Source organism: Acidobacteriota bacterium (assembly GCA_020845575.1).
Taxonomy (GTDB): domain Bacteria; phylum Acidobacteriota; class Vicinamibacteria; order Vicinamibacterales; family Vicinamibacteraceae; genus Luteitalea.
On the sequence record JADLFL010000037.1, the window covers coordinates 29578 to 50893 of the forward strand.

Below are 21316 nucleotides of genomic sequence, written 5' to 3' on the forward strand. Positions count from 1 at the left end.
GGGACTTTTCAGGGCATATTCCGGGATTCTATGGAGACAGTCACCCTCACCATCGACGGCCGCGAGGTCACCGTCGCCAAAGGCACGTCGGTGCTGCAGGCCTCGATCGAGAGCGGGATCGACGTGCCGTACTACTGCTACCACCCGGGCCTCGGCGTGGATGGCAGTTGCCGCGTCTGTCTCGTGAAGATCGAGAAGATGCCGAAGCTGCAGGTGTCGTGTTCGATCACGGCCACCGACGGCATGGTCGTGTCCACGCAGGCGGAATACGTGGTCAAGGCGCGCGCCGGCGTGTTCGAGTTCCTGCTGCTGAACCATCCGCTCGACTGCCCCGTGTGCGACAAGGGTGGCGAGTGCCCGCTGCAGGACTTCTCGTACACCTTCGGTCCTGACGAGAGCCGCAACCAGTTCCCGCGCCGCGTGTTCGACGGCGAGGGCGTGAAGGCCGACGTCGATTTCGGTCCGACGCTGATGCTGAACCGGAACCGCTGCATCATGTGCACGCGCTGCATCAGGTTCATGCGCGAGATCGACGGCGATCCGCAGATCGGCATCCTCACGCGCGGCAACTCCAGCGAGATCGCGACGTTCGAGGAGCAGGGTGTCCATTCGCTCCTGTCGGGCAACCTGATGGACGTGTGTCCCGTGGGCGCCATCACGACGCGCGACTACCGCTTCAAGTCGCGGCCGTGGGACAACCCGAGCGCCGTCGACACCATCTGCACGTCGTGCGAGAAGGGCTGCAACACGACCGCATGGCTGCGCGCCAAGCCCGAGTGGGCCCAGGGCGCCACGCTCGCGCGCTTCACGCCGCGCTACAACCCCGACGTCAACCAGTACTGGATGTGCGACAGGGGCCGCTTCGACTACCACTGGATCGAGAGTGAGCAACGACTTACGCGTCCGATCCTCGCCGACGCGCAGGGCTTGCAGGCGACGGCCACGTGGAACCAGACGCTCGATCGCCTGCGCGACGTGCTTGCCGAGGCCGACGGCAGCGTGCGGTTCCTGCTGTCTGCGCACGCGAGCCACGAGGAACTGTTCGTCTTCGCGAAGCTCGGACAGGCACTGCTCGGCGACGCCGCGCAGGACGCGTTCGACGTGACCTGGACGTCCAGTCACAAGCCGCAGTCGCCGAACACGAAGTTCCCGATCGGCGCGGTCGACGCGCCCAACGTCGCGGGTGCGCGCATCCTCGGGCTGACGGGCGTCACGGGTGAGACGCCGGATCTCGCGTCGCTGACGCGTGCCGTCGACGCGGGTGGCGTGAAGGTGCTGTACGTCTTCGCGCCCGGTCCCGAGTGGTCGCTGGGCGACACGTCGTGGATCGTCGAGGCGCGCAAGGCAGGCCGCATCGGGACGCTGGTGGTGCAGGGCGTGCTGATGACGCCGCTTGCCGCCGCCGCGGACGTGGTGCTGCCGGGCGCGGCCTTCATCGAGAAGGACGCGTCGTACACCAACGACCAGGGCCGCCTCCAGTTCACCACGCGCGCGTTCCCGCCGCCGGGTGAGGCCATCGAAGATACGGCGCTCGTGCTGAAGATCGCGCGGGCGGTGGGGCACGACACGGGATACGACTCGTCGGCTGCCGTACGCGTGGCCATTGGCACCACGCTGCCCGACGAGCCAGGGCTCGCGGGGATCGGTACCGCCACGTTCGGCGAGGCACGCGCGGCGAAGCACTGGCTGCAGTCGAGCAACGCTTCCGAGCGCGTCAAGTGGGACACGCTCTTCCAGGACCTGCCCCCGGTGAAGTTCGCCGACATGCTCAAGCCGAAGCCGGCAGGGGACGTGATCCCGCTCCGCAAGGTGGACTGAGCGGGACTCTCCCTGATTTCGCTCATCGTCAACCCTGCTTCCGGGCCCGTGACGCGCGGGCTGGCGCGCGCGGACCGCGTGCGATTCGTGAGCGATCTGTTGCGCACGCTCGGAGCGGCTGACGTGCGGGCGACGGCGACGACGGCCACCGGCGACGCCACGCGCGCGGCGCGGGACGCGCGTGACGCGGGTGCGGATCGCGTGATCGTCTGGGGTGGCGACGGCACGCTGAACGAAGTCGCGTCGGTGCTGGTCGGCAGTCGCGTGCCGATCGGGATCGTGGCTGGCGGTTCGGGCAATGGTGTCGCGCGCGGCCTCGGCCTGCCGCTCGACGTGACAGCCGCCGTCACGGTGGCGATGACGGGTTCGCCGCGCGACATCGACACGGGCCTGGTCGATGGCCGCACGTTTCTCAACCTTGCCGGAATGGGACTGGACGCCGCCGTGGCGCAGCGCGTCAACACGGCCAACACGCGGCGCGGCCTGGGCCCGTACGTGTCGTCGATCCTCCACGAGTGGCGGACGTTCGAGTCGCAGCGCTTCAGTCTCCAACTCGATGACGCTCCGAGCGTGGAGGTCCACGCGCACGTCGTCGCTGTGTGCAACGGTCAGCAGTATGGCCATGGTGCCCGCATCGCTCCAGATGCGGCATTCGACGATGGATGGCTGGATGTTGTGGCGGTGCCGCCCATCACCACGATGCGGATCGTGCGTCATGGGTGGCGGCTGTTCCACGGAACGCTCACCCGCGTGCCCGGCGTGTTCGCGGGCCGCGCGCGTCGCGTGACGATCGCGCAGGAGCGTCCCCTCGCGTTGCATCTCGATGGCGAAGTCATCGCCCCCGCACGCACGCGCACGTTCGAGGTCCGCCCCCACAGCCTGCGTGTGCTCGTACCGGCATGATCAATGCCGCCATGCCGCGATGCCGCGATGCCAGGGGCCAGGCTCGGAGAGCCCTACCATCCCGTCGGTTGCCGGTTGCCGGTTGCCGGTTGCCGGTTGCCGGTTGCCCGGTTGCCGGTTGCCCGTTGCCCGTTTGCCGGTTGCCGGTTGCCCGTTTGCCGGTTGCCGGTTGTCGGTTGCCGGTTCCCGTTTGCCCGGTGCCCGGTGCCCGGTGCCCGGTTTATATTAGCCACCGCATGCTGTCTGGCGACGAGCGGGACTTGCGCGGGGTGGAGTTGACGGCATGACGCGGACGTCGGTGCGGGTCGTGCTGGTCCTGTTGCTGCTCGTTGGCGTGGGTGTGGCGGCGTGGCAGTCGTACGTGCTCGAGACGCGGCGTCTCGCCGGCCAGCGACAGGAGCAGTCGCTCGATGGACTCCGCACGCAGGTGCTGCACGCGATCGACGACACGCGGACCGCACAGCAGGCCTATCTCGCACAGGGGCAGGGGCTCGATTTCTGGGAGGCGAAGTTCGCCGAAGCGATGGCGGACCTCACGCAGGGCCTCGCGGCGTTCCGCACGCAGGCTGCCGGACAACCCGCCGCGACCGAGGCGCTGGATGCCGCCGATCGTGCGCTGAAGGTCTACGAAGGCGTCGACAGGCGCATCCGCAGTTTCGTGGTGAACAAGGCGGAACTGATGGCCGCCGACGCGGTGTACGAGGACGGCATCAAGACCGCGGGCGTGATGCGCGCGAGCGTCGAACAGGCGCACGCGGCGCTCGCCGGACCGCTCCGCATGGGCGGCGACGAGCGTCGCCTCCAGTACATCCTGGCCGGCGCGGCAGCCGCCGCGGGCATCCTCGTGTCGCTGTTGCTGCTGCCGACAGGCCGTCGGGACGAGCCCGAGGTCGAACTGCATGCACCCGCGAACTCCCTGCACCTGCACGATCGGACGACTCGTGTGGACCCCGCGCCCGTGGATGCCACAGACACGATACGGCCGGCTGTCGCCGCCCCGGGACACAAGCCCCACATGACGGCCGGGCGCGGAGAGCCGCTCCTGCCTACAGCTGCAGATGGCAGGGCCGGCTCTCCGAGCCCGGCCACTACCGCGGCGCCGCGCATCGACGTGCATTCCGAGATGCCCACGCCGGTGCCTGCGGCGGCCGAGGAGAGTACGCGCCGCGGCGGACGTCCTCTTGCAGACGATGCGCTCGATGCGACGGCGAAGGTGTGTACGGACCTGGCGCGCGTGAAGGATGCCGACCAACTGCGCGACGCGCTCGGCAGGGCCGCACGTCTGCTCGATGCGTCGGGCGTGATCGTGTGGGTCACCGACGGCGGTGGCAAGGCGCTCAAGCCGCTCCTGACGTACGGCTATCCCGAAGAGGCCCTCCGGCGCATCCCGACGCTGCCGCGCGATCAGGACAATGCGACAGCCGCCGCCTGGCGCGATGCGGTGACGCAGGTGGTCGACGCCACCGAGACGGCTCCCGGGGCGATTGCCGTCCCGCTGATCGTGCCGCAGGGATGCGTGGGCGTGCTGGCCGCCGAGATCCGGCACGGTCGAGAGGCCGACTCCGCGACGCGCGCCCTCGCGCAGATCGTCGCCGCGCAGTTGGCGGTATTGCTCCCGACCGAAACCGTGTAGAGAAACAGAGCCGGCTCTCCGAGCCTGACCCTCCCGTTACGACCGGTTGCCTGTTGCCGGTTGCCTGTTGCCGGTGCTGGCCCTTGCGCACGGCTTCGGGGCGGTCCCGTTCGAGGCGCAGTCGAGCACCGGTTTGATCACGACGCGCAGCGGACCGACGTCGCGTCGCGCGACGGGGGGCGGCGGGGGCACGGGCAGACTCACGTCCGTGGCCGAGATGCTGCTGTCGCGGAACGGCAGCGTGAGGGGTGTTGCGGCGTGCGTCACGGTCGCCGCCGCCAGCACGCACGCGGAGACACCCAGACACACGACAGTCATGAGCACGGCCACCTCCTCGGATAACGGATTCGAGCGATACCGCTACTAGACGTGCCGGCGGAGGCCGTGGTTCGGCCTCCGTGCCCTCATGCCACGAAGCGCTGGCGCCGAGTGACGATTCGCTCGCCAGACGTGTTGGATGGCGTCTCCAGCGTGACGGTGATGGTCTGCGCCTGGCGGTTTCGCACGATCCCGACGGCGACGGTCTTGCCATCCTCCGCATCGCGCAGATGATTCGCGACGTCGCCGGCGTTCTTCACGGGCGTCCCATTGACGGTCGTGATCACGTCGCCAGCCTGGATTCCCGCTCTGGCGGCTGCCGATGCGTCGGCGACGTGTGACACCAGCGCGCCCTCCTTCACCCCGAAGTACGCGGCGAGCTGTTCTTCGAGCGGCTGGAGCGTGACGCCGAGCCGGCCGCGTGCGACGCGGATCCGCAGGCCGTCGGGCGCGTTCCTGAAGACGAATGGCTGGACGTCCCTGCCGGGGCCGATCTCGCGCCGGCGCTCCAGTTCCATCACGCGGCCCGGTTCGCGACGGAAGCTCAGCGTTCCCGCGGCCGGGGCCTCCGGTGTGATCGAGACGGTGTGTCGGTTCGTGCCCCTGACGTAGGCGATGGGAAGCGCCCGGCCGTCGGGCGACTCGCCGATCACGCGCGACAACTGACGGGCGCTCCTGATCCTCTCGCCGTCGACCGACACGATCACGTCCTTCGCGAGCAGACCTGCCTTTGCGGCCGCCGAACCGGCGGCCACCTCGCTCACCAACGCGCCCGTCACGCCGTCGAGCCCCGCGGCCTTCGCTTCCTCGGCCGTCACATCGCGTGTGCTCACGCCAAGCCTGGGACGGCCACCCAGTGCGAACTCCTGCGCGAGGTCGCGCATCTCGAGAGCCTGGGTGGCGAGCACCTCGACGTCGATGTCCTTCACGGCTTCCTCGGCCGCCCGCGTGGCCCGCTCGACGATGCGCTCGACGTCGACGATCCGCTCACGGTCCTCGCTCGTCGTCCGGGTGCCTGGCGCGTCCTGCCCGTACAGCGTCGGGCTTACGACGAATCCGCCGCTGATGACGATGGCTGCGGCTGCCACATTGGCCAACCAGAATCTGCTCTGCATTGTCGAACTCCTCCTTGGGACACCACGAATCACCTCGAGACCGCCACGTGCGCGGGTGGCGCCGGACGGGGCCGCCCCGCCCGCGCGCAGGCGCGTCTCCCGTACGAGTGCGTTTCGCGCCGAGGACGGGTGGGGCTGTCCGGCGACAGGACCCGCGCTGCGCCTCCGCAGACTCGGCTACGTGAGACGGTGGCGTGGGCCTGAAGGTTGACGAGGGCGGATTACACTTGTGACGGGCTGGCCGCTCGCCGCCCGTATCGGGCCGCGTCAGGAGAGATCACGTTGAGTCACGAAGGGCAGACCGTGTCGCCGGAGACACGAAAGCGACAGATCCTCGCCGAGGCCGAAGCCGCGGGCGTGAAGTTCCTGCGGCTGCAGTTCACCGACATCCTCGGCGTGATCAAGAACGTCGAGGTGCCAGACCGGCAGTTCGCCGCCGCGCTCGACGGGCACGTGATGTTCGACGGCGCGTCGATCGAAGGGTTCGTGCGCATCGAGGAATCGGACATGTTCCTCACGCCCGACCTGTCCACGTTTCGCATCTTCCCCTGGATCGATCCGTCTGGCGAGAAGGTCGCGCGCATCATCTGCGACATCACCAACCCCGACGGCACGCCGTTCACGGGCTGTCCCCGCCAGACCCTCAAGCGTGCCATCGAACAGGCCAGGTCGCGCGGCTACACCCTCAGCGCCGGCCCCGAAGCCGAGTTCTTCCTCTTCCAGACGCGAGACGACGAGCCCACCACCGAGACGCACGACGCCGCGGGTTACTTCGATCTCACGCCCGTCGATCAGGGCGAGGACGTCCGCCGCCAGATCGTCCTGATGCTGGAGCAGATGGGCTTCGAGGTCGAAGCCTCGCACCACGAAGCCGCGTGGGGACAGCACGAGATCGACTTCCGTCATGACGACGTGCTCACGGCCGCCGACAACGTGAGCACGTTCAGGTTCGTGGTCAAGAACGTGGCGCGCCGCAACGGCGTGCACGCGACGTTCATGCCCAAGCCGGTGTACGGCGTGAACGGGTCGGGCATGCACACGCACCAGTCGCTCATGCGCGACGGCGTCAACGTGTTCCACGACCCCGACGGCCCCTTCGCGCTGAGCCGCGTCTGCATGAACTACATCGGCGGCCTGCTCCAGCACGCCGAGGCGTTCTGCGCGATCACCAATCCGCTCGTCAACTCGTACAAGCGGCTCGTGCCCGGCTTCGAAGCGCCCACCCACATCGCGTGGTCCGAGCGCAATCGCAGCCCGCTCATCCGCATCCCCGCGCCGCGCGGCGCGGCCACGCGCATCGAGCTGCGCATGCCGGATCCCTCGTGCAACCCGTACCTCGCGTTCGCCGCGATGCTGCGCGCGGGTCTGGACGGCATCGACAACAACCTCGACCCCGGCGCGCCCGTCAGCAAGAACATCTACAAGATGTCGCACCGCGAGCGCCGATCGCTGCGCATCGACGAGCTGCCGCCGAACCTCGACGCCGCGCTCGACCAGCTCGAACGGAGCGCGTTGATGCGCGACACGCTCGGCGACCACATCTTCGAGGCCTTCCTCGAAGCCAAGCGCCGCGAGTGGTTCGAGTATCTCCAGCAGGTCAGCGCCTGGGAAATCGCGCGCTACCTGAAGGTCTACTGACCGCCTGCCGATGTAGCAGGCATGGATGGCATGCACGTACTGCTGGCAGACGATGACGAGTCGGTCGCGATGGTGGCGCGGCTGGGTCTACGCCGTGCGGGCCATACCGTGACGCTGGTCGAAGACGGCGCGTTGGCGCTCGCGGCCGCGCGCGAGGGGCGATACGACGCCGTCGTGCTCGACTGGAGCATGCCCGGCATGGACGGTATCGACGTGTGCCGCCACCTGATGGCCGACGCGTCGTGGACGCGTGTGCCGATCGTGTTCCTCACGGCCGCCACGCACGCCGGTGCCGCAGAGGAGGCTCGTGCCGCCGGTGCCGCCGGCATCGTCGCCAAGCCGTTCGATCCGATGACGGTGGGCGAGGCGATCAGCCGGCTGGTCTCCGCCGCGCCGTGACGCCCCCGCCCGCGCGGCGCCTAGGCCACGGCCGCTTCGAGTAAGCGGATACTTCCCTTCTCCGAATCGACTTCGGCCTGTGCACCGATGGGCACGATGAACTGCCTGTCGATGTGGCCGATCTGCGCGCCTTCCCACGCCGGCACGTTCAACGGCTTCAGGTAGTGGTCGAGGATGTCGCCGATGGTCAGCGATCCGTAGCTGCCTTCGCCAGGCGTGCACCTGGTGCAGCGGCCGAAGATCACGGCCTTCACCTGCGACAGGATGCCCGCGAGTTTCAGCTGCGCGAACATCCGATCCACGCGATAGGGCGCTTCCTGCACGTCTTCGAGGAACAGGATTGCGCCGGTGAAGTCGGGCAGCAGTCCCGATCCGATGATGGTCGTCAGCACCGTGAGGTTGCCGCCGACCAGGCGTCCGCTCGCGCGGCCGGCGACGATCGTCCGGATCCGGTTCTCCACGGGCACGAGGCGATCGCCTGCCGCGAGCGGGTTGGTCATCGTCACGGCCTCGCCCTGCATGAGGACGCGACGGAACCAGTCGACGTTGAAGCGGTTCCACTGCGAGGACCCGTTCATGCCGTGGAAGGTGATGAAGCCGCCCTTCGCGAACACGGGCAGCAGGAGCGCGGTGACGTCGCTGTAGCCGAGCAGGATCTTCGGATTGCGCGCGATGACGTCGAGATCCAGGTGCGGGAGCAGGCGCGCGCAGCCCCAGCCGCCACGCAGCGCATGCACGGCGTCGACGTCGGGATCGGTGAACATCTCCATCACGTCTGCCGCGCGATCCTCGTCGCGTCCGGCGAGATAGCCGTGCCGATCGAGCAGGTGCCTGCCGAGCTTCGCCTTCAATCCGAGCACCGCGAGCGACTCGACCACGATGTCGACGTCGATCGGATCCCACGTGGCCGACGCCGGGTCGACGACACCGACGATGCTGCCGGGGCGAAGGCGGCGGGGTTTGATGATGGCGCGGGGTTGCGCGGCGGCGGTGGTCATCGACAGCCCTGCCACGGCGGCCGGGGCCACGAGCGTGTGATGCAGGAACGCGCGACGCGTGTTCGGCATGCGCGAGATAGTACCCTGCTCGCGTGTCTGCGCGTCCCGGATCGTCGCGAATCGTCACGCTGGCCGAATGGCCCATCGTCGGGCTGTGCTTCGCGGTGCTGACCGTCGTCGCGTTCTGGCCGCTGCCCGTGCAGTGGCTGACGCACACGCACGCACACCACGACGCGTTGTTCAACATGTGGCGGCTGTCGTGGATCGCCGAGGCGCTCGCGACGCAGCCGTCGCGGCTGTTCGATCCCCCGATCTTCCATCCGGCGACGCGCGTGCTGGCGTTCTCGGATGCCGTACTGTTGCAGGGCCTCGTTGCGGCCCCGTGGCTGGCCGCGGGATTCGCCGTCCTGCCCGTCTCCAACATCGTCCTGCTCCTCGGTCCGTGGATGTCGGCGATGGGGACGTATCTGCTGGTTCGCGACATGCTGCGCGCGTCGGCGGGCGCGGAGTCGGCGACGCGATGGACCGACGCGCGCGTCGTCTATCCGGCGCTCGTGGCGGGAGCGGTGTTCGGCTTCCTGCCGTATCGGGTGGAGCACCTGATGCACCTCGAACTGCAGTGGTCGCAGTGGATGCCGCTCACGTGCTGGGCGTTGCTGCGCACGCTGCGCGACGGGCGCATCAGGGATGGCGTGCTGACGGCCGGCTTCGTGCTCGCACAGTTCCTCAGCTGCATCTACTACGGCATCTTCCTGGTGCTGGCGCTCGCGCTCGTGGCGCCGCTGCTGTTGCTCGCCAGGGAGCGGGCACGCCTCGGCGCGATCGCGCGCGCGCTGGCGATCGGGGCGGTCGTCTGCGCGGGGCCGCTCGTGGCCTACAGCGCGCCGTATCGCGCGAATCAGGAATCGCTCGGCGGACGCGGCACCGAAGAAATCGACACGTGGAGCGCCACGCCGGCGAGCTTCATCGCGGCGCCGCCGGACAACCGTCTGTATGGCGGCACCGCGGAGTGGGGCAGCGGGGAACGTCGGCTCTGGCCCGGCGCGATCGCGATCGTGCTGGCTCTCGCGGGCGCGTGGAGTGCACGTCGTATCGCGGCGACGAGGATGTTCGCGGCGATGCTGATGCTGACGTCGGCGCTGGCGATGGGCACGCACACGCCCGTGTATCGCGTGGTGCTGGCGATCGTGCCGGCGCTGAACGGACTGCGCGCGCCGGCGCGGTTCGGGATGGTCGCGGCGCTTGCGCTCGCCGTGCTGGCGGGCCTTGGTGCGGCATACGTCGTGGCGCGCGTGGCGCGCGGCTGGCGGAGACATGCCGTCGGCGCGGCGTTGCTCGCGTGTCTCGCCGTGGAGTACGCGTCGGTGGTGGGGCCGCTGTACCAGTGGATGCAGCGCACGCCCGTGTACGCGATGTGGCTCCGCGGACAGCCGTCGGGCACAGTCGTCGATCTCCCGATCGCGCGGGCGCACGCGCTGCCGCAGCATGAAGCGGAGTGGAGTTTCTACGGCCGCACGCACGGTCATCCGCTGGCCAACGGCTACAGCGGCTACTACCCGCGGGCATATCTCGCGCTGCTCGGGACGATGATCAGGTTCCCGAACGCGGAGAGCCTCGACGCCCTCCGCGCGCGTGACGTCCGCTACGTCGTGGTCCACGAAGATCGCTACGAACCCGCGGACCTGATCGACTTCGACGCTCGCCTCCGTGCGACGCCGGGCATCCGGTTGGTCGGCCGTTTCCCGGACCCGACATACCCCGCGGCGATCTACGAGATCGACGTGCCGAATGTCGAATGACGAATGACACGGGCCGGGCTTGCCCGGCCCGTGAGGGCGCTACTGCTGCTGGCGGCGTTCGGCCTCCCGCAACTCCGCGAGGGCGCGACCGAGGTTGCGGATCTGTTCGCCGTACTGGGCCCAGTCGCCGGCGCGCTGGGCGTCCATCGCGCGACGGTAGTACGTGTCGGCCTGCTGCACGAGCGTGCGCATCTCCGGCGTCATGGCCGGCGTCGGCGTGCCGGGCGTCGGGGCCGTGCCTGACGACTGCGTGCCGGTGCCCGCCGGAGTCGTCGTGCCCGGCGCGTCGCCACCGGCCGGCGTCTGCCTGAGCATCGCGGCCATCGACGCGGCATCGAGCGGCGGCGTTGGCGGCGGCGTCGATCCATCGGCCGGGAACAGGCGGTCGAGCGCCTTGCTCAGCGTCTCTGCCATCACGATCCGATCCTGGTGCGCGACGATGACGCGATTGAGCTCGGGGATCTGTCCACCGGACGCGCGGAGATAGAGCGGACGGATGTAGATGAGCGACTCCTCGATCGGGATCACCAGCAGCGTGCCCTGGATCACCTGCGAGCCCTGCTGGTTCCACAACGTGATCTGCGGGGCGATCGCCTGATCCTGGTTGATGCGCGCCACCACCTGTCGCGGGCCGAACACCACTTTCTGCTTCGGGAACTGGAAGACCGCGAGCTTCCCGTAGTGTTCACCGTCGCTGCGCGCGATCATCCACGCGGCGAGGTTGTCCTTCTGCCGTGGCGTGAACGGGAGCATCTGGATGAACTCGGCGCCGCGCTCCCCGGGGAGCTTCATGATCGTGTAGTACGGCTCCATGCGCACGGGCCTGTCGCCGCTGTCGATCGACGGGATCTCCCACTGGTCTTCCTTGTTGTAGAAGACCGCCGCGCCCTGCATGTGGTATGTCGCGAACATCGCGGCCTGCACGGCGAAGATGTCCTGCGGATAGCGCAGGCGTTGCCGCAGCGCGGCAGGCATGTCGTCGAGCGGCTGGAGCAGGCCGGGGAAGATGCGGCCGTACGTCTGCGCGATGGGGTCGGACGGGTCCACGAGGTAGAAGCGCGTGGTGCCGTTGTAGGCGTCGATGACGACCTTGATCGAGTTCCTGATGTAGTTGATGGAGTTGTTGGACACCGACGTGTTGGCCGCCGACGCGATCGCGCTCGCGTAGGGGTAGCGGCTGCTCGTGGTGTAGGCGTCCTGGATCCAGAAGAGCCGACCGTCGGCGATCGCGAGGTACGGGTCCTGATCGTAGGTGAGGAACGGGGCGATCTTGCGCACGCGTTCGCTGATGCGGCGGTAGTAGATGACGCGGCTGTCGGGCCTGAGGTCGTCCGAGAGCAGCGCCTTGCCGGAGCCGAACCGGATCGCGAACATCAGCTTGCGCCAGAGCGTCCCGATGTCCACGCCGCCCGTGCCGCCGTATTCGGTGAAGACGTTGTCGTCGCCAGACGGGTAATGGAATTCTTTCGTGTTCGTGCGCACGAACACGTGGTCGTTCGAGAGCTCGCCGAAGTAGATCGACGGCTCGGTCACCGTGAGATCCACCGTCGATTCCGGCGGCAGATTCTTGATGAACAGGATCGGCAGGCCCTCGGGCGTGACCTCGTTGACGGGGCCGAGCGTGAGGCCGTAGCCGTGCGTGAACGTCAGCTGTTCGTTGATCCACGTCCGGTTGGGCAGGCTGTCGGAGTTCAGCTCGCGTGCAGACAGCATGATCTGCCGGTACCGGCCGTTGATCGTGTAGCGATCGTTGTCCACCGACACGAAGTCGTAGTACGTGCGGATCTCCTGGATCTGCGAGAACGTGTCGAGCAGCGGCTGGTGATCCCACAGCGGCACGTTGTCGATGGTGTCGGTGTTGCGATCGAGGTCGGCGCGCGTGAGCGTCGCGTCGCCGGAGAGCTGGCGCTCCTCCACGGCGTCGAGCCCGAACGCCTTCCGCGTGGCGGCGATGTTGTGCTGGATGAACGGCGTCTCGCGCACCTGCTCGTTGGGCGCCACGTAGAAGCGCTGCACCGTGGTGGCGTACACCGTGCCGCCGAGCGAGGCGAGCATGTACCCGCCCACGGCCAGCGCGATGGGCCATTGGCGCGCGCTGAACGCCTGGATGACGGCGAGCACCGCCCCCGCGAGGCCGACGCCGGCCAGGATGCGCAGCGCGGGGATGCGCGCGTGCACGTCGGTGTACGACGGTCCCGTGAAGAGCCCCGAGGGCTCGAACAGCCGCTGCGGAATCTCGAGCCAGTCGCCCATCGCGAGCGCGACGAGGAAGAGTCCCACCAGCAGCGACAGGTGGCGGCGCGTGCTCTCGGTGATGAACACGCCGCGGTCCATGCGCAGGCCGAGGTTGCCCGCCAGCGCGTACGCCACGGCCGTCGTGACGAGCGTGAGCAGGGCGATCGCGAACAGCAGCCGTTGCGCGAGCGAGAGGAACGGCCACTGGAACAGGTAGAACGACACGTCGCGCCCGAGCACCGGGTCTGCCTGTCCGAACGGCACGGCCTGCGTGTACGCGAGATAGCTGCTCCATCCCGACGAGGCGTAGCCGGCCAGGAGCAGCGCGAGCAGGCCGGAGATCAGCCACACCACCGGCCGCAGGCGACGCGGCTGCAGGGAGATCGTCCGCGGACCTTCGGGTGTGACCACCACGATGTTGCGCAGCGGCACAGCGCTCAGCGCGACGAAGAAGTTGAATGCGAGAAAGGCACCGGCCAGCACGAACACGACGCTCCCCATCGCCGACCGCGTCGTCAGCGACTTGAGGAAGACGGCGCGATAGCCGACCTCGCCGAACCACAACCAGTCTGTATAGAACTCCGCGAACGACGGAATCGCCATCAACAGGAACACGGCGAGGGCGATGAGCGGTGCGCGGGAGACGTCTCGGAGAGCCATGGGAATCGGCCTATTGTAGGGTGTCTTCCCGTGGTCCCGGTCGCGCGACGTGCCAGACGTCGTGCGTCAGTCCCGCGTGCAGGACGGCTCCGCGCCGGAGCATGCCCACCCTGCGCGCCACTCGCTGCGACGGGCCGTTCTCCGGCCTGATCAGGGCCACGATCCGGAGAGCGTCGGTGTGACGCCACGCGAGCCGGATGCAGGCACCCGCGGCCTCGGTGGCGTAGCCCTGTCCCCACGCCTCGCGACGGAAGTGGTACCCGAGTTCGAGGTGGGTGGCGCCGCCGAACGTGCGGATTTGCAGGCCGCAGTCGCCGAGAAAGGCCGACGAGGCCCCCTCGTCGCGCAGCACCGCGAGCAGGCCGGTGCCATGCTCGCGGTACCGATCCATCGTCCGCCAGAGCCACTGCGACGCTTCGGTCCGCGTCATCACGCGAGGGAAGTAGCGCATGACGACAGGGTCGGCCAGCATGGCCGCGAGGTCGTCGAGGTGCGCCGGCACGAGCGGTACGAGCCGCAACCGCGCCGTCAGAAGCGGCACGTGCTCGTGCAGGCGGAGTGGAAATGTCAGCGCGGGCCCCGCGCCAGGGACTCGAGGTAGGCCAGGCCCGCCGGGACGTTCCTGTCCGGATCGTGCGACTCCTCCTCGATGATGTGCCACTGCACCGACGTGCCGCGGGCGGCTTCGACGGCGCCCTTCACGTCGACTTCGCCCGTCCCGAGCGCCACGCTGCTGTCGTCGGGGGCGCGGCCCGTGAAGTCCTTCTTCGTGCCCTTCTTCATGTCCTTCATGTGCGTGAGCACGAACCGATCCGGATACTGCTTCAGCAGCGCGACGGGACTGGCACCGCCGTGGTGCGCCCAGAAGATGTCGAGCTCGAACTTGACGTTCTTCGGATCGGTCTGCGCCACGATCGTGTCGAACAGGGTCCGGGTCGGCGTGCCGGGCGCGAACTCGAATCCATGCGCGTGGTAGAAGAACTGCAGGCCCTTCGCTGCCGCGTGCGTACCCGCCGCGTTGAACGCCGCGATGGCCGCCTTCGCGTCATCCGAATCGAAGGTCCCCTCGTGCGGGAACCACGCGTTGCCCACGTACTGCACGCCGAAGAACTTCGCATCGTCAAGGACCGCGGCCGAGTCCGTGGGGCTGGCGAGGAGCTTGATGTCGGTGTGCATCGAGACGGGCGTGAGGCCGGCCTTCGTGAGTTCGTCCTTGAACTGCTCGCGCGAGAGGCCGTAGGTGCCGGCCAGTTCCACGAAGGTGAACCCCATGCCCTTGATCTTGGCGAGCGTGGCGGGCACGCCGTTGGTCTTGAAGCTCTCGCGGAAGCTGTAGAGCTGAAGGGCGACGGGATTCCTGTACAGCGGGGCCTGCGCCGCATGGGCGACCGCGCCGGCCGCCGGCAGCGGCGTCTCAGGGGCGAGCGCGCCGGCGCCCGCGAGTGCGGTGGCGACGATGGCGACGAGTACGGAGTGACCGAGACGCATGTGATGAGCTCCTTGTGGCGAGAACACGACGAGTATATCGACTGCGATGTGCCGGCATCGGGTATGCTCGTGCGCGAATCCTGCAGATGTCCTGTCGCGGCGCTGATACCTGCGAGCAAGGACCATTGGCCCGCACGTCGGGCCCCTGTGTGAAATGGGAGGCACGATGAACGATGTGAACGAGACCCTCGACGCCGCCAGCCCGGTCGTCGCAGACGTGGCGACTGCCGCCGTCCCCGAGGCGCCGCCGGCACCTCCTGCGGAGCCGGCAGCCCCGGCGCCGGTTCCGGCCCCCGCAGCGAAGGCGGCCCGGCCGCGCAAGCGGGCCGTGAAGAAGGCCGCGAAACCGGCGAAGAAGGCCGCGCCCGTGAGGAAGGCGGCGAAGAAGGCCGCGAAGAAGGCCGCAACGAAGGCGCCGCGTACGCTCAAGCAGGCGGCCAGGGCCGCGAAGAAGGCCGTGCGTACGGCACGCAAGGCCGCGGGCAAGGCCGTCGGGTCTGCGAAGAAGGCCGCCAGGCGCGCGGCGACCACCGCGTCGCGCCTCGCGAAGAAGGCCGTCCGCGCAGTGAAGAAGGCCGCACCGAAGAAAGCGGCGAAGAAAGCCGTGAAGAAGGTCGCGCGGAAGAAGCGCTGACCCGCGTGTCATAGCGGGTCGTATGACAGGCGCAGTCCTTGGCTGCGCCTGTCGTGCATGGCACCATCCTCCTCGTACATCCGGAGTGGCGCGGCAACGCGCCCGGCAACCCCGGCAACACGCCAGGGTGCCCCGATGTCCGGGACCGTCCCGACATCGATGTGGCGACAGCACGAACGCTGTCGCAAGCGCGTGTTCCATGCCTCGCCGGCATGGCGGCTGCTCCGGACCGTTCTCGTTCGAGGAGCCGTCATGTGTCTTGATCCCCGCCCCGAGTTCCTGTCGCGCGCCGCTCGTTCCGCTCGTCGTCTCACGCGTCGTGCGCCGTCGTTCGGGGCCCAGCTGTTTGCCGGTGGCTTGCCCGCGTCAGCGCCGGTCGTGCGCGCGCCCGCGCTCTGGGCGCTCGACGCGCTGGCCGGCGACGATGAGCTCGTTGCGCGTGGCTGGATCGTGCTGAGCCGCGAAGCGTAAGCCACGGGCAACGGTCCGGCGTCGGACGCCGGCCGGGACGACCTGCTACGATCCACGGGTGAGTACCCACCCCGAACCCGAGACCACGATGGGCTTTGCCGCCCTCGGCTTGTCTCCGGCCCTGGTCTCGGCGGTTTCCGCCCTCGGCTACGAAGAACCCACCCCCATCCAGCGCGAGGCCATCCCCGTGCTGCTCGATGGCAGCGACGTGCTCGGCATGGCCGGCACCGGCACGGGCAAGACGGCCGCCTTCGCGCTGCCGATGATCGAGATGCTCGCGCGCAAGGGGCCGAAGAGCCTGGCGCCGCGCGGTCTCGTGCTCGTCCCCACGCGCGAGCTCGCGATGCAGGTGGCCGAGGCCCTGCACAAGTACGCGCGAGGCACGACGCTCGCCGTCGCGCCGCTCTACGGCGGTGCGCCGATGGACGTGCAGATCCGCGCGCTTCGCCGCGGCGTCTCGATCGTGGTCGCCACGCCGGGCCGCGCTCTCGACCATCTGCGCCGCCACACGCTCGACCTGCGCGCGCTGCAGGTCGTCGTCCTCGACGAGGCCGACGAGATGATCGACATGGGCTTTGCCGACGACATCGAGGCGATCCTCGCCAACGCACCGGAAGAGCGGCAGACGGCGCTCTTCGCCGCGACGATGGCACCGCGCCTGGAGTCGATCGCGGCCACGCACCTCACCGACCCCGTTCGTGTGGCGATCGCGAAGGAGAAGCGGGCGCCGGGCAAGCTGCCGCGCATCAGACAGGTGGCCTACCTCGTGCCGCGCATGCAGAAGACGGCGGCGCTCGGGCGCGTGCTCGACGTGGAGACGCCGTCTTCGGCCATCGTGTTCTGCCGCACGCGCACGGAGGTGGACGAGCTCACCGACACGCTCGCGGCGCACGGCTACAGCGCCAAGGCGCTGCACGGCGGGATGGAGCAGAAGGCGCGCGATCGCGTCATGCAGTTGTTCCGCAGCGGGCAGGCGGACGTCCTCGTGGCCACCGACGTCGCCGCGCGCGGGCTCGACATCGATCACGTCTCCCACGTGGTCAACTACGACCTGCCGATGACGCCGGAGGTGTACGTCCATCGCATCGGACGCACGGGACGCGCCGGCAGGGAAGGCATGGCGATCGCGCTCGTGGATCCGCGGCAGCACAGGGCGCTGCGGCAGATCGAAGCCACGACGCGGCAGAAGATCGAGATCCTGCAGGTACCCACCGAAGCCGATCTGCAGGCGCGTCGTCTCGACACGACGCTGGCGGCGGTCCGCGCGCAGATCGTGGAAGGCGGTCTCGAACGGGCGCGGGAAGTCGTGGATCGCCTGGCGCAGGAGTTCGACGTCCTCGACGTTGCCGCGGCGGCGATCCGGCTGCTGCACGACGATGCGACCACGGGAGCCACAACGCCGCCGCGCGGGAAGGGCAAGAAAGCAGGTGGCGACGCATCCGCGCCCGAGGGGCCATCGCTCGATGAAGCTCTTGCCGAGGCCGCGCGTGCCGAGCGCCAGCGACCGCCTCGTCGCGAGGGTCCCTCGTCTGGAGGAGGCAAGTACCAGGCGAAGGCCGGTGCGCGTCAGGCAGGGAAAGGTCCGCGTGGCGCGTCCGGCCCGCGCACGTCGCTGCACCTGAACATCGGCAAGGAGGCGGGTCTGCGGCCGGCCGACCTGGTCGGCGCGATTGCCGGTGAAGCCGGCGTCGACAGCGGCGTCATCGGCGCCATCCGCATCACCGACACGTCGTCCACCGTCGACGTTCCCGCCGCCCTCGCCACGCGCATCATGATCTCCCTCCGCAACGCCAAGGTGCGCGGGCGAAGGGTCATGGTGAGGAAAGAACGGGAAACCGGCAACCGGCAATCGGCAACCGGCAACCGGTAGGGGCCGGGCAAGCCCGGCCCGCGAAGCCTCACGTTCAGGGGACGACCACCGTTCTGACGTCACGTGTGGTGGTGTTGCCGCTGAAGTCCTGTGCCCACACACGGACGGTGTATGGGCCCGGCGGGAGTGTCGTCGTGTCCCAGAAGCCCTGCGCGGCGACGCCGTTGTCGTATGTCGTCGTGACGACGTAGAGGAACTGCGTGCGCACGGCACCGTAGACGGGGATGCCGCTGCCATTGGCGTAGACGAGTCGCGGCGCGTCGGGGAACCGCGGCATCCTGTCGAACAGGATCGTCGAACGCGGCGGCGCGGCGCCCGCGACCGGCGTGCCCGTTGCGTCGATCACCTGATACCCGAGGCGACTGAGCCCGAGACGGCGATGCGCCTTGTTGCCGTCAGCCTGATCCCACGCGTCGACCACCACGCGGACGCGACCGCGCACCAGCACGGGTTCGAGCGGGGGCCGTCGCGTGAGGCGCCTCGCGCGGCCTCGCCCCACCACCGGACCCGGACGATCCGGGTTGAGCGGCTGCCAGCCCTCGTCGAAGAACCGCACGCCGCTCGCGGCGATCGTCGGTGCGATCGTGTCGCGGAACTGCAGCAGCCTGAAGCGCAGCGGATCGTGTTCCTCGCCCGGCCAGCCGACGTTCACGTGGACGTGGTTGAAGGCGTTCACGCTGCCGACCACGTCGCCGGTGGTGAAGCGCGCGCCACGCATCGCGCGCATGCGCACGAGCGCACCAGACGCGTCGTACACGGGCGCGAAGCGCAGGCGATCGAGGTTGGCGTCCCGCCGCATGCGGCCAACCCTGATGTGGACGTACGCGATGTCGCCCACGCGCACACCCTCGTTGAGCGTGCCGTACGCGAAGGCCGACAGCGGACTGCCGACGACGCCGTCGCGGATGGCGCGCACCGGCGTGCCCTGTTCCTCCCGCACGTCGAGTCCCGCGTGGAAGCGCTCCTGGCCCGCTTCTCCCCGCGCTTCACCGAACGTCCCCGCGACTTCGTGAGGGCCGTCCATCGGCGCCACGGGCCACAACAGCGGCGTCCGTGCGAACGCGGCCGTGTCGAACGTCGGTGCCGCGCGTGGCGACTCCGGCGTCGGGATGTCGATGGTCGTCCACGGCCAGTGGCGTACGGGCGGCGCGTCCGGATGCACGCGCATGACCGTACGCACGAGCGCATTGCCGGCATCGGCGACAAGCAGGTGCGTGGATGCTGACGTCTCGTCATGGCGCACAGCGATGGACGACGAGCGCCTGAACCGCGCCTGGTCACCGACACCGTCGGCGAAACCCGGCTGGCCTCCCGCGATCGTGCGTGCGGTGCCAGCGCCATCGACGATGATCACGCGCCCGGCCTCGTCAGCGATGTAGACGTCGTGCGACAGTCCGCCTTCCCCGACGGTCCTGGAATCCTCTACGGAGCGAACGGGTCCCAGCCCGTTCGACGGTATCGTCACGCCGATCGGGCGCACGAGCGTGATGTCCGGCGTGGCGAGTGTCGACACGGTGCCGTCGGGAGCGACGATGCGCACGGCGCCGTTGGCCATGTCGGCGACGAGGATGCGACCCTGCGCGTCGACGGCAACGCCCGTCGGGGTATCGAACCTGGCGATCGACGCCGGTCCGTCGACGTATCCCGCCGATCGAGGTCCGGTTGCCGGCACACCCTCGGCATCGTCGCCACCGGCGATCGTGCGCACGGACCCGTCGGGATCGATCGCGCGAATCCTGTCGTTGTAGGTGTCGGCGACGATGATGCGGCCGTCCGCATCGACGGCGATGCCGAGCGGCCCGCGGAATCGCGCGTCTGCGGCGGCGCCGTCCACGTAGCCCGGCACCCCGTTGCCGGCCAGCGTCGTCACGGTGCCATCCGGCGCGATCCGTCTGATGGCGTGGTTGCCGGTGTCTGCCACGACGAGTGAGCCGTCTGGCGCGATCGCGATCCCCGACGGCGTTGCGAAGCGCGCCTCGCCACCGCGTCCGTCCGCGAAGCCGCGTGTGCTCCCGGCAAGCGTCGTCATGCGTCCGCGCGCGTCGATGCGATGGATGCGATCGGACGTCCCCGCGTCGCTGACGAAGATCGAGCCGTCGGCGGCCACGGCGATCCCGAACGGCTCGCTGAAGCGTCCATCGATCGGCAGCACCTTCACGGCGCCGACCCACGGTCCCACGTCAACCGGTTCCCGTGTCCACCACCACGCCCCTCCCATCCCGATGGCAGCAGCGAGTATCAACAGCAGTGCGAGTGGTCCGGGCCTCTTCACCGATCTCAAGACAATGCAGTGTAAACGGCCGGCAACCGGCAACCGGCAACCCGGCAATGGGCAACCGCTCATCCAGCGATGGGTGATCGAGGGCCGCCCGGCGTCGGCGTCTTCGGTTGCCGATTGCCGGTTGCCGGTTGCCGGCACATGGCGCATCCTTCAGGAATGCGACACGCGGCTCTTGCGCTCATCTGTGTGGTCGTCTCCTGCAGCGGTGCGTTCGCGCAGGCAGGGGCACCCTCGCTCATCACGCCGTCGCAGCTCGAGCCGATGCTCGGCGATCCCGCACTCGTTCTGCTGCACGTGGGCGACAAGGCGGGATACGACGCCGAGCACCTGCCGGGGGCCAGACACGTCGAAGTGCGCGCGGTCTCCGCCGCACCGCAGGACGGCGGCTTGACGACGCAGTTGCCGGAGCCGGACGTCCTCGAGTCGCAGCTCGAAGTCCTCGGCATCAGCAATACCTCGCGCATCGTCCTCTACATGGCGAAGGATGCCGTCGCGCCCGTCACGCGCATCGTGTTCACGCTCGACTACGCGGGACTCGGCGGACAGACGATGGTGCTCGATGGAGGGCTGCCCGCGTGGAAGGCGGCGGGCAAACAGGTGACGGCCGACGTTCCGCCTGCACCCGTCCCTGGCACGCTCACGCTGCGTCTCCAGCCCGAACGCGTGGCGGATCTGCCGTGGGTCCAGGCGCACGCGGGCAAGCAGGGCACCGTCGTGCTCGACGCGCGACTGACCGAGTTCTACACGGGTGACAGCGACAACAACGGGCGCATCCCGCGTCCCGGTCACGTTCCCGGTGCAGTGAGTGCGCCGTATCCCGCGTTCCTGCGTCCGGATGGCACGTTCAAGTCGCGCGAGGAACTCGACGCGATGCTCAAGGCCGCGGGTGCCACGCCCGGCGGGACCGTCGCCACCTATTGCCACGTCGGCCAGACGGCGACGGTGCCGTATTTCGCGGCCCGCGTCCTCGGTTACGACGCCCGCGTGTTCGACGGGTCCTACGAAGAATGGGCCCGCACGTCGAACGTCCCGGTGAAGACAGGCCCCACCCCGTAG

17 protein-coding genes and 1 riboswitch are annotated in these 21316 nt (G+C 69.1%); of the genes, 10 read left to right on the forward strand and 7 right to left on the reverse strand.

Annotated features, from left to right (window positions below):
* Positions 1 to 30: 30 nt before the first annotated feature.
* The 3 genes from IT182_10560 (at position 31) to IT182_10570 (ending at position 4354) form a co-directional block, all read left to right on the forward strand.
* Positions 31 to 1818 carry a (2Fe-2S)-binding protein gene (locus IT182_10560; GenBank protein MCC6163774.1) on the forward strand — a complete coding sequence of 596 codons (1788 nt, stop codon included), beginning with the start codon at positions 31 to 33 and terminating at the stop codon, positions 1816 to 1818.
* A gap of 48 nt (positions 1819 to 1866) precedes the next feature.
* Positions 1867 to 2721 carry a YegS/Rv2252/BmrU family lipid kinase gene (locus IT182_10565; GenBank protein ID MCC6163775.1) on the forward strand — a complete coding sequence of 285 codons (855 nt, stop codon included), beginning with the start codon at positions 1867 to 1869 and terminating at the stop codon, positions 2719 to 2721.
* A gap of 283 nt (positions 2722 to 3004) precedes the next feature.
* Positions 3005 to 4354, forward strand: coding sequence for a GAF domain-containing protein (locus IT182_10570; protein MCC6163776.1), 1350 nt, complete (start codon positions 3005 to 3007; stop codon positions 4352 to 4354).
* A 36-nt stretch (positions 4355 to 4390) separates the two neighbouring features.
* Here the strand turns inward: IT182_10570 and IT182_10575 are convergent, their stop codons facing one another.
* On the reverse strand, positions 4391 to 4678 hold the full coding sequence (locus IT182_10575) for a hypothetical protein (protein MCC6163777.1): 288 nt from the start codon (positions 4676 to 4678) through the stop codon (positions 4391 to 4393).
* Between the two features lie 80 nt (positions 4679 to 4758).
* Positions 4759 to 5787, reverse strand: a complete 1029-nt coding sequence (locus IT182_10580; protein MCC6163778.1) for a PDZ domain-containing protein — start codon at positions 5785 to 5787, stop codon at positions 4759 to 4761.
* Between the two features lie 303 nt (positions 5788 to 6090).
* Here IT182_10580 and glnA point away from each other — a divergent pair, with 303 nt between their 5' ends.
* Both glnA and IT182_10590 read left to right on the forward strand, forming a co-directional pair.
* Entirely contained in the window at positions 6091 to 7425 is a 1335-nt protein-coding gene (gene glnA, locus IT182_10585; protein MCC6163779.1) for a type I glutamate--ammonia ligase, read from the forward strand.
* A 21-nt stretch (positions 7426 to 7446) separates the two neighbouring features.
* Positions 7447 to 7824, forward strand: a complete 378-nt coding sequence (locus IT182_10590; GenBank protein ID MCC6163780.1) for a response regulator — start codon at positions 7447 to 7449, stop codon at positions 7822 to 7824.
* Positions 7825 to 7844: 20 nt separating this feature from the next.
* Here IT182_10590 and IT182_10595 read toward each other — a convergent pair whose 3' ends face one another.
* Positions 7845 to 8891, reverse strand: coding sequence for an LD-carboxypeptidase (locus tag IT182_10595; GenBank protein MCC6163781.1), 1047 nt, complete (start codon positions 8889 to 8891; stop codon positions 7845 to 7847).
* A gap of 23 nt (positions 8892 to 8914) precedes the next feature.
* On the opposite strand from IT182_10595, the gene IT182_10600 reads away from it, so the two are divergent.
* The gene (locus tag IT182_10600; protein ID MCC6163782.1) at positions 8915 to 10621 is read left to right on the forward strand and encodes a hypothetical protein; all 1707 of its coding nucleotides are present in this window, start codon (positions 8915 to 8917) and stop codon (positions 10619 to 10621) included.
* Positions 10622 to 10660: 39 nt separating this feature from the next.
* On the opposite strand, the gene IT182_10605 is transcribed toward IT182_10600, so the two are convergent.
* From IT182_10605 to IT182_10615, 3 genes are read right to left on the reverse strand one after another with little or no spacing between them, the layout of a single operon-like run.
* Positions 10661 to 13516, reverse strand: coding sequence for a UPF0182 family protein (locus IT182_10605; GenBank protein ID MCC6163783.1), 2856 nt, complete (start codon positions 13514 to 13516; stop codon positions 10661 to 10663).
* Between the two features lie 10 nt (positions 13517 to 13526).
* Positions 13527 to 14057, reverse strand: a complete 531-nt coding sequence (locus IT182_10610) for a GNAT family N-acetyltransferase (protein ID MCC6163784.1) — start codon at positions 14055 to 14057, stop codon at positions 13527 to 13529.
* A gap of 26 nt (positions 14058 to 14083) precedes the next feature.
* Positions 14084 to 15004, reverse strand: a complete 921-nt coding sequence (locus IT182_10615) for a sugar phosphate isomerase/epimerase (GenBank protein ID MCC6163785.1) — start codon at positions 15002 to 15004, stop codon at positions 14084 to 14086.
* A 166-nt stretch (positions 15005 to 15170) separates the two neighbouring features.
* Between IT182_10615 and IT182_10620 the strand changes: the two genes are divergently transcribed.
* From IT182_10620 to IT182_10630, 3 genes are all read left to right on the forward strand, one after another.
* Positions 15171 to 15638, forward strand: a complete 468-nt coding sequence (locus IT182_10620) for a hypothetical protein (protein MCC6163786.1) — start codon at positions 15171 to 15173, stop codon at positions 15636 to 15638.
* 71 nt (positions 15639 to 15709) lie between these two features.
* Positions 15710 to 15840: riboswitch (SAM riboswitch) on the forward strand.
* Between the two features lie 50 nt (positions 15841 to 15890).
* Positions 15891 to 16109, forward strand: coding sequence for a hypothetical protein (locus IT182_10625; GenBank protein MCC6163787.1), 219 nt, complete (start codon positions 15891 to 15893; stop codon positions 16107 to 16109).
* Positions 16110 to 16197: 88 nt separating this feature from the next.
* On the forward strand, positions 16198 to 17979 hold the full coding sequence (locus tag IT182_10630) for a DEAD/DEAH box helicase (GenBank protein ID MCC6163788.1): 1782 nt from the start codon (positions 16198 to 16200) through the stop codon (positions 17977 to 17979).
* A gap of 34 nt (positions 17980 to 18013) precedes the next feature.
* On the opposite strand, the gene IT182_10635 is transcribed toward IT182_10630, so the two are convergent.
* Positions 18014 to 20260 (reverse strand): gluconolaconase, encoded by a 2247-nt coding sequence (locus tag IT182_10635; protein MCC6163789.1) that lies wholly within the window; start codon positions 20258 to 20260, stop codon positions 18014 to 18016.
* A gap of 156 nt (positions 20261 to 20416) precedes the next feature.
* Between IT182_10635 and IT182_10640 the strand changes: the two genes are divergently transcribed.
* Complete coding sequence (locus IT182_10640) at positions 20417 to 21316, forward strand: sulfurtransferase (protein MCC6163790.1); 900 nt, start codon at positions 20417 to 20419, stop codon at positions 21314 to 21316.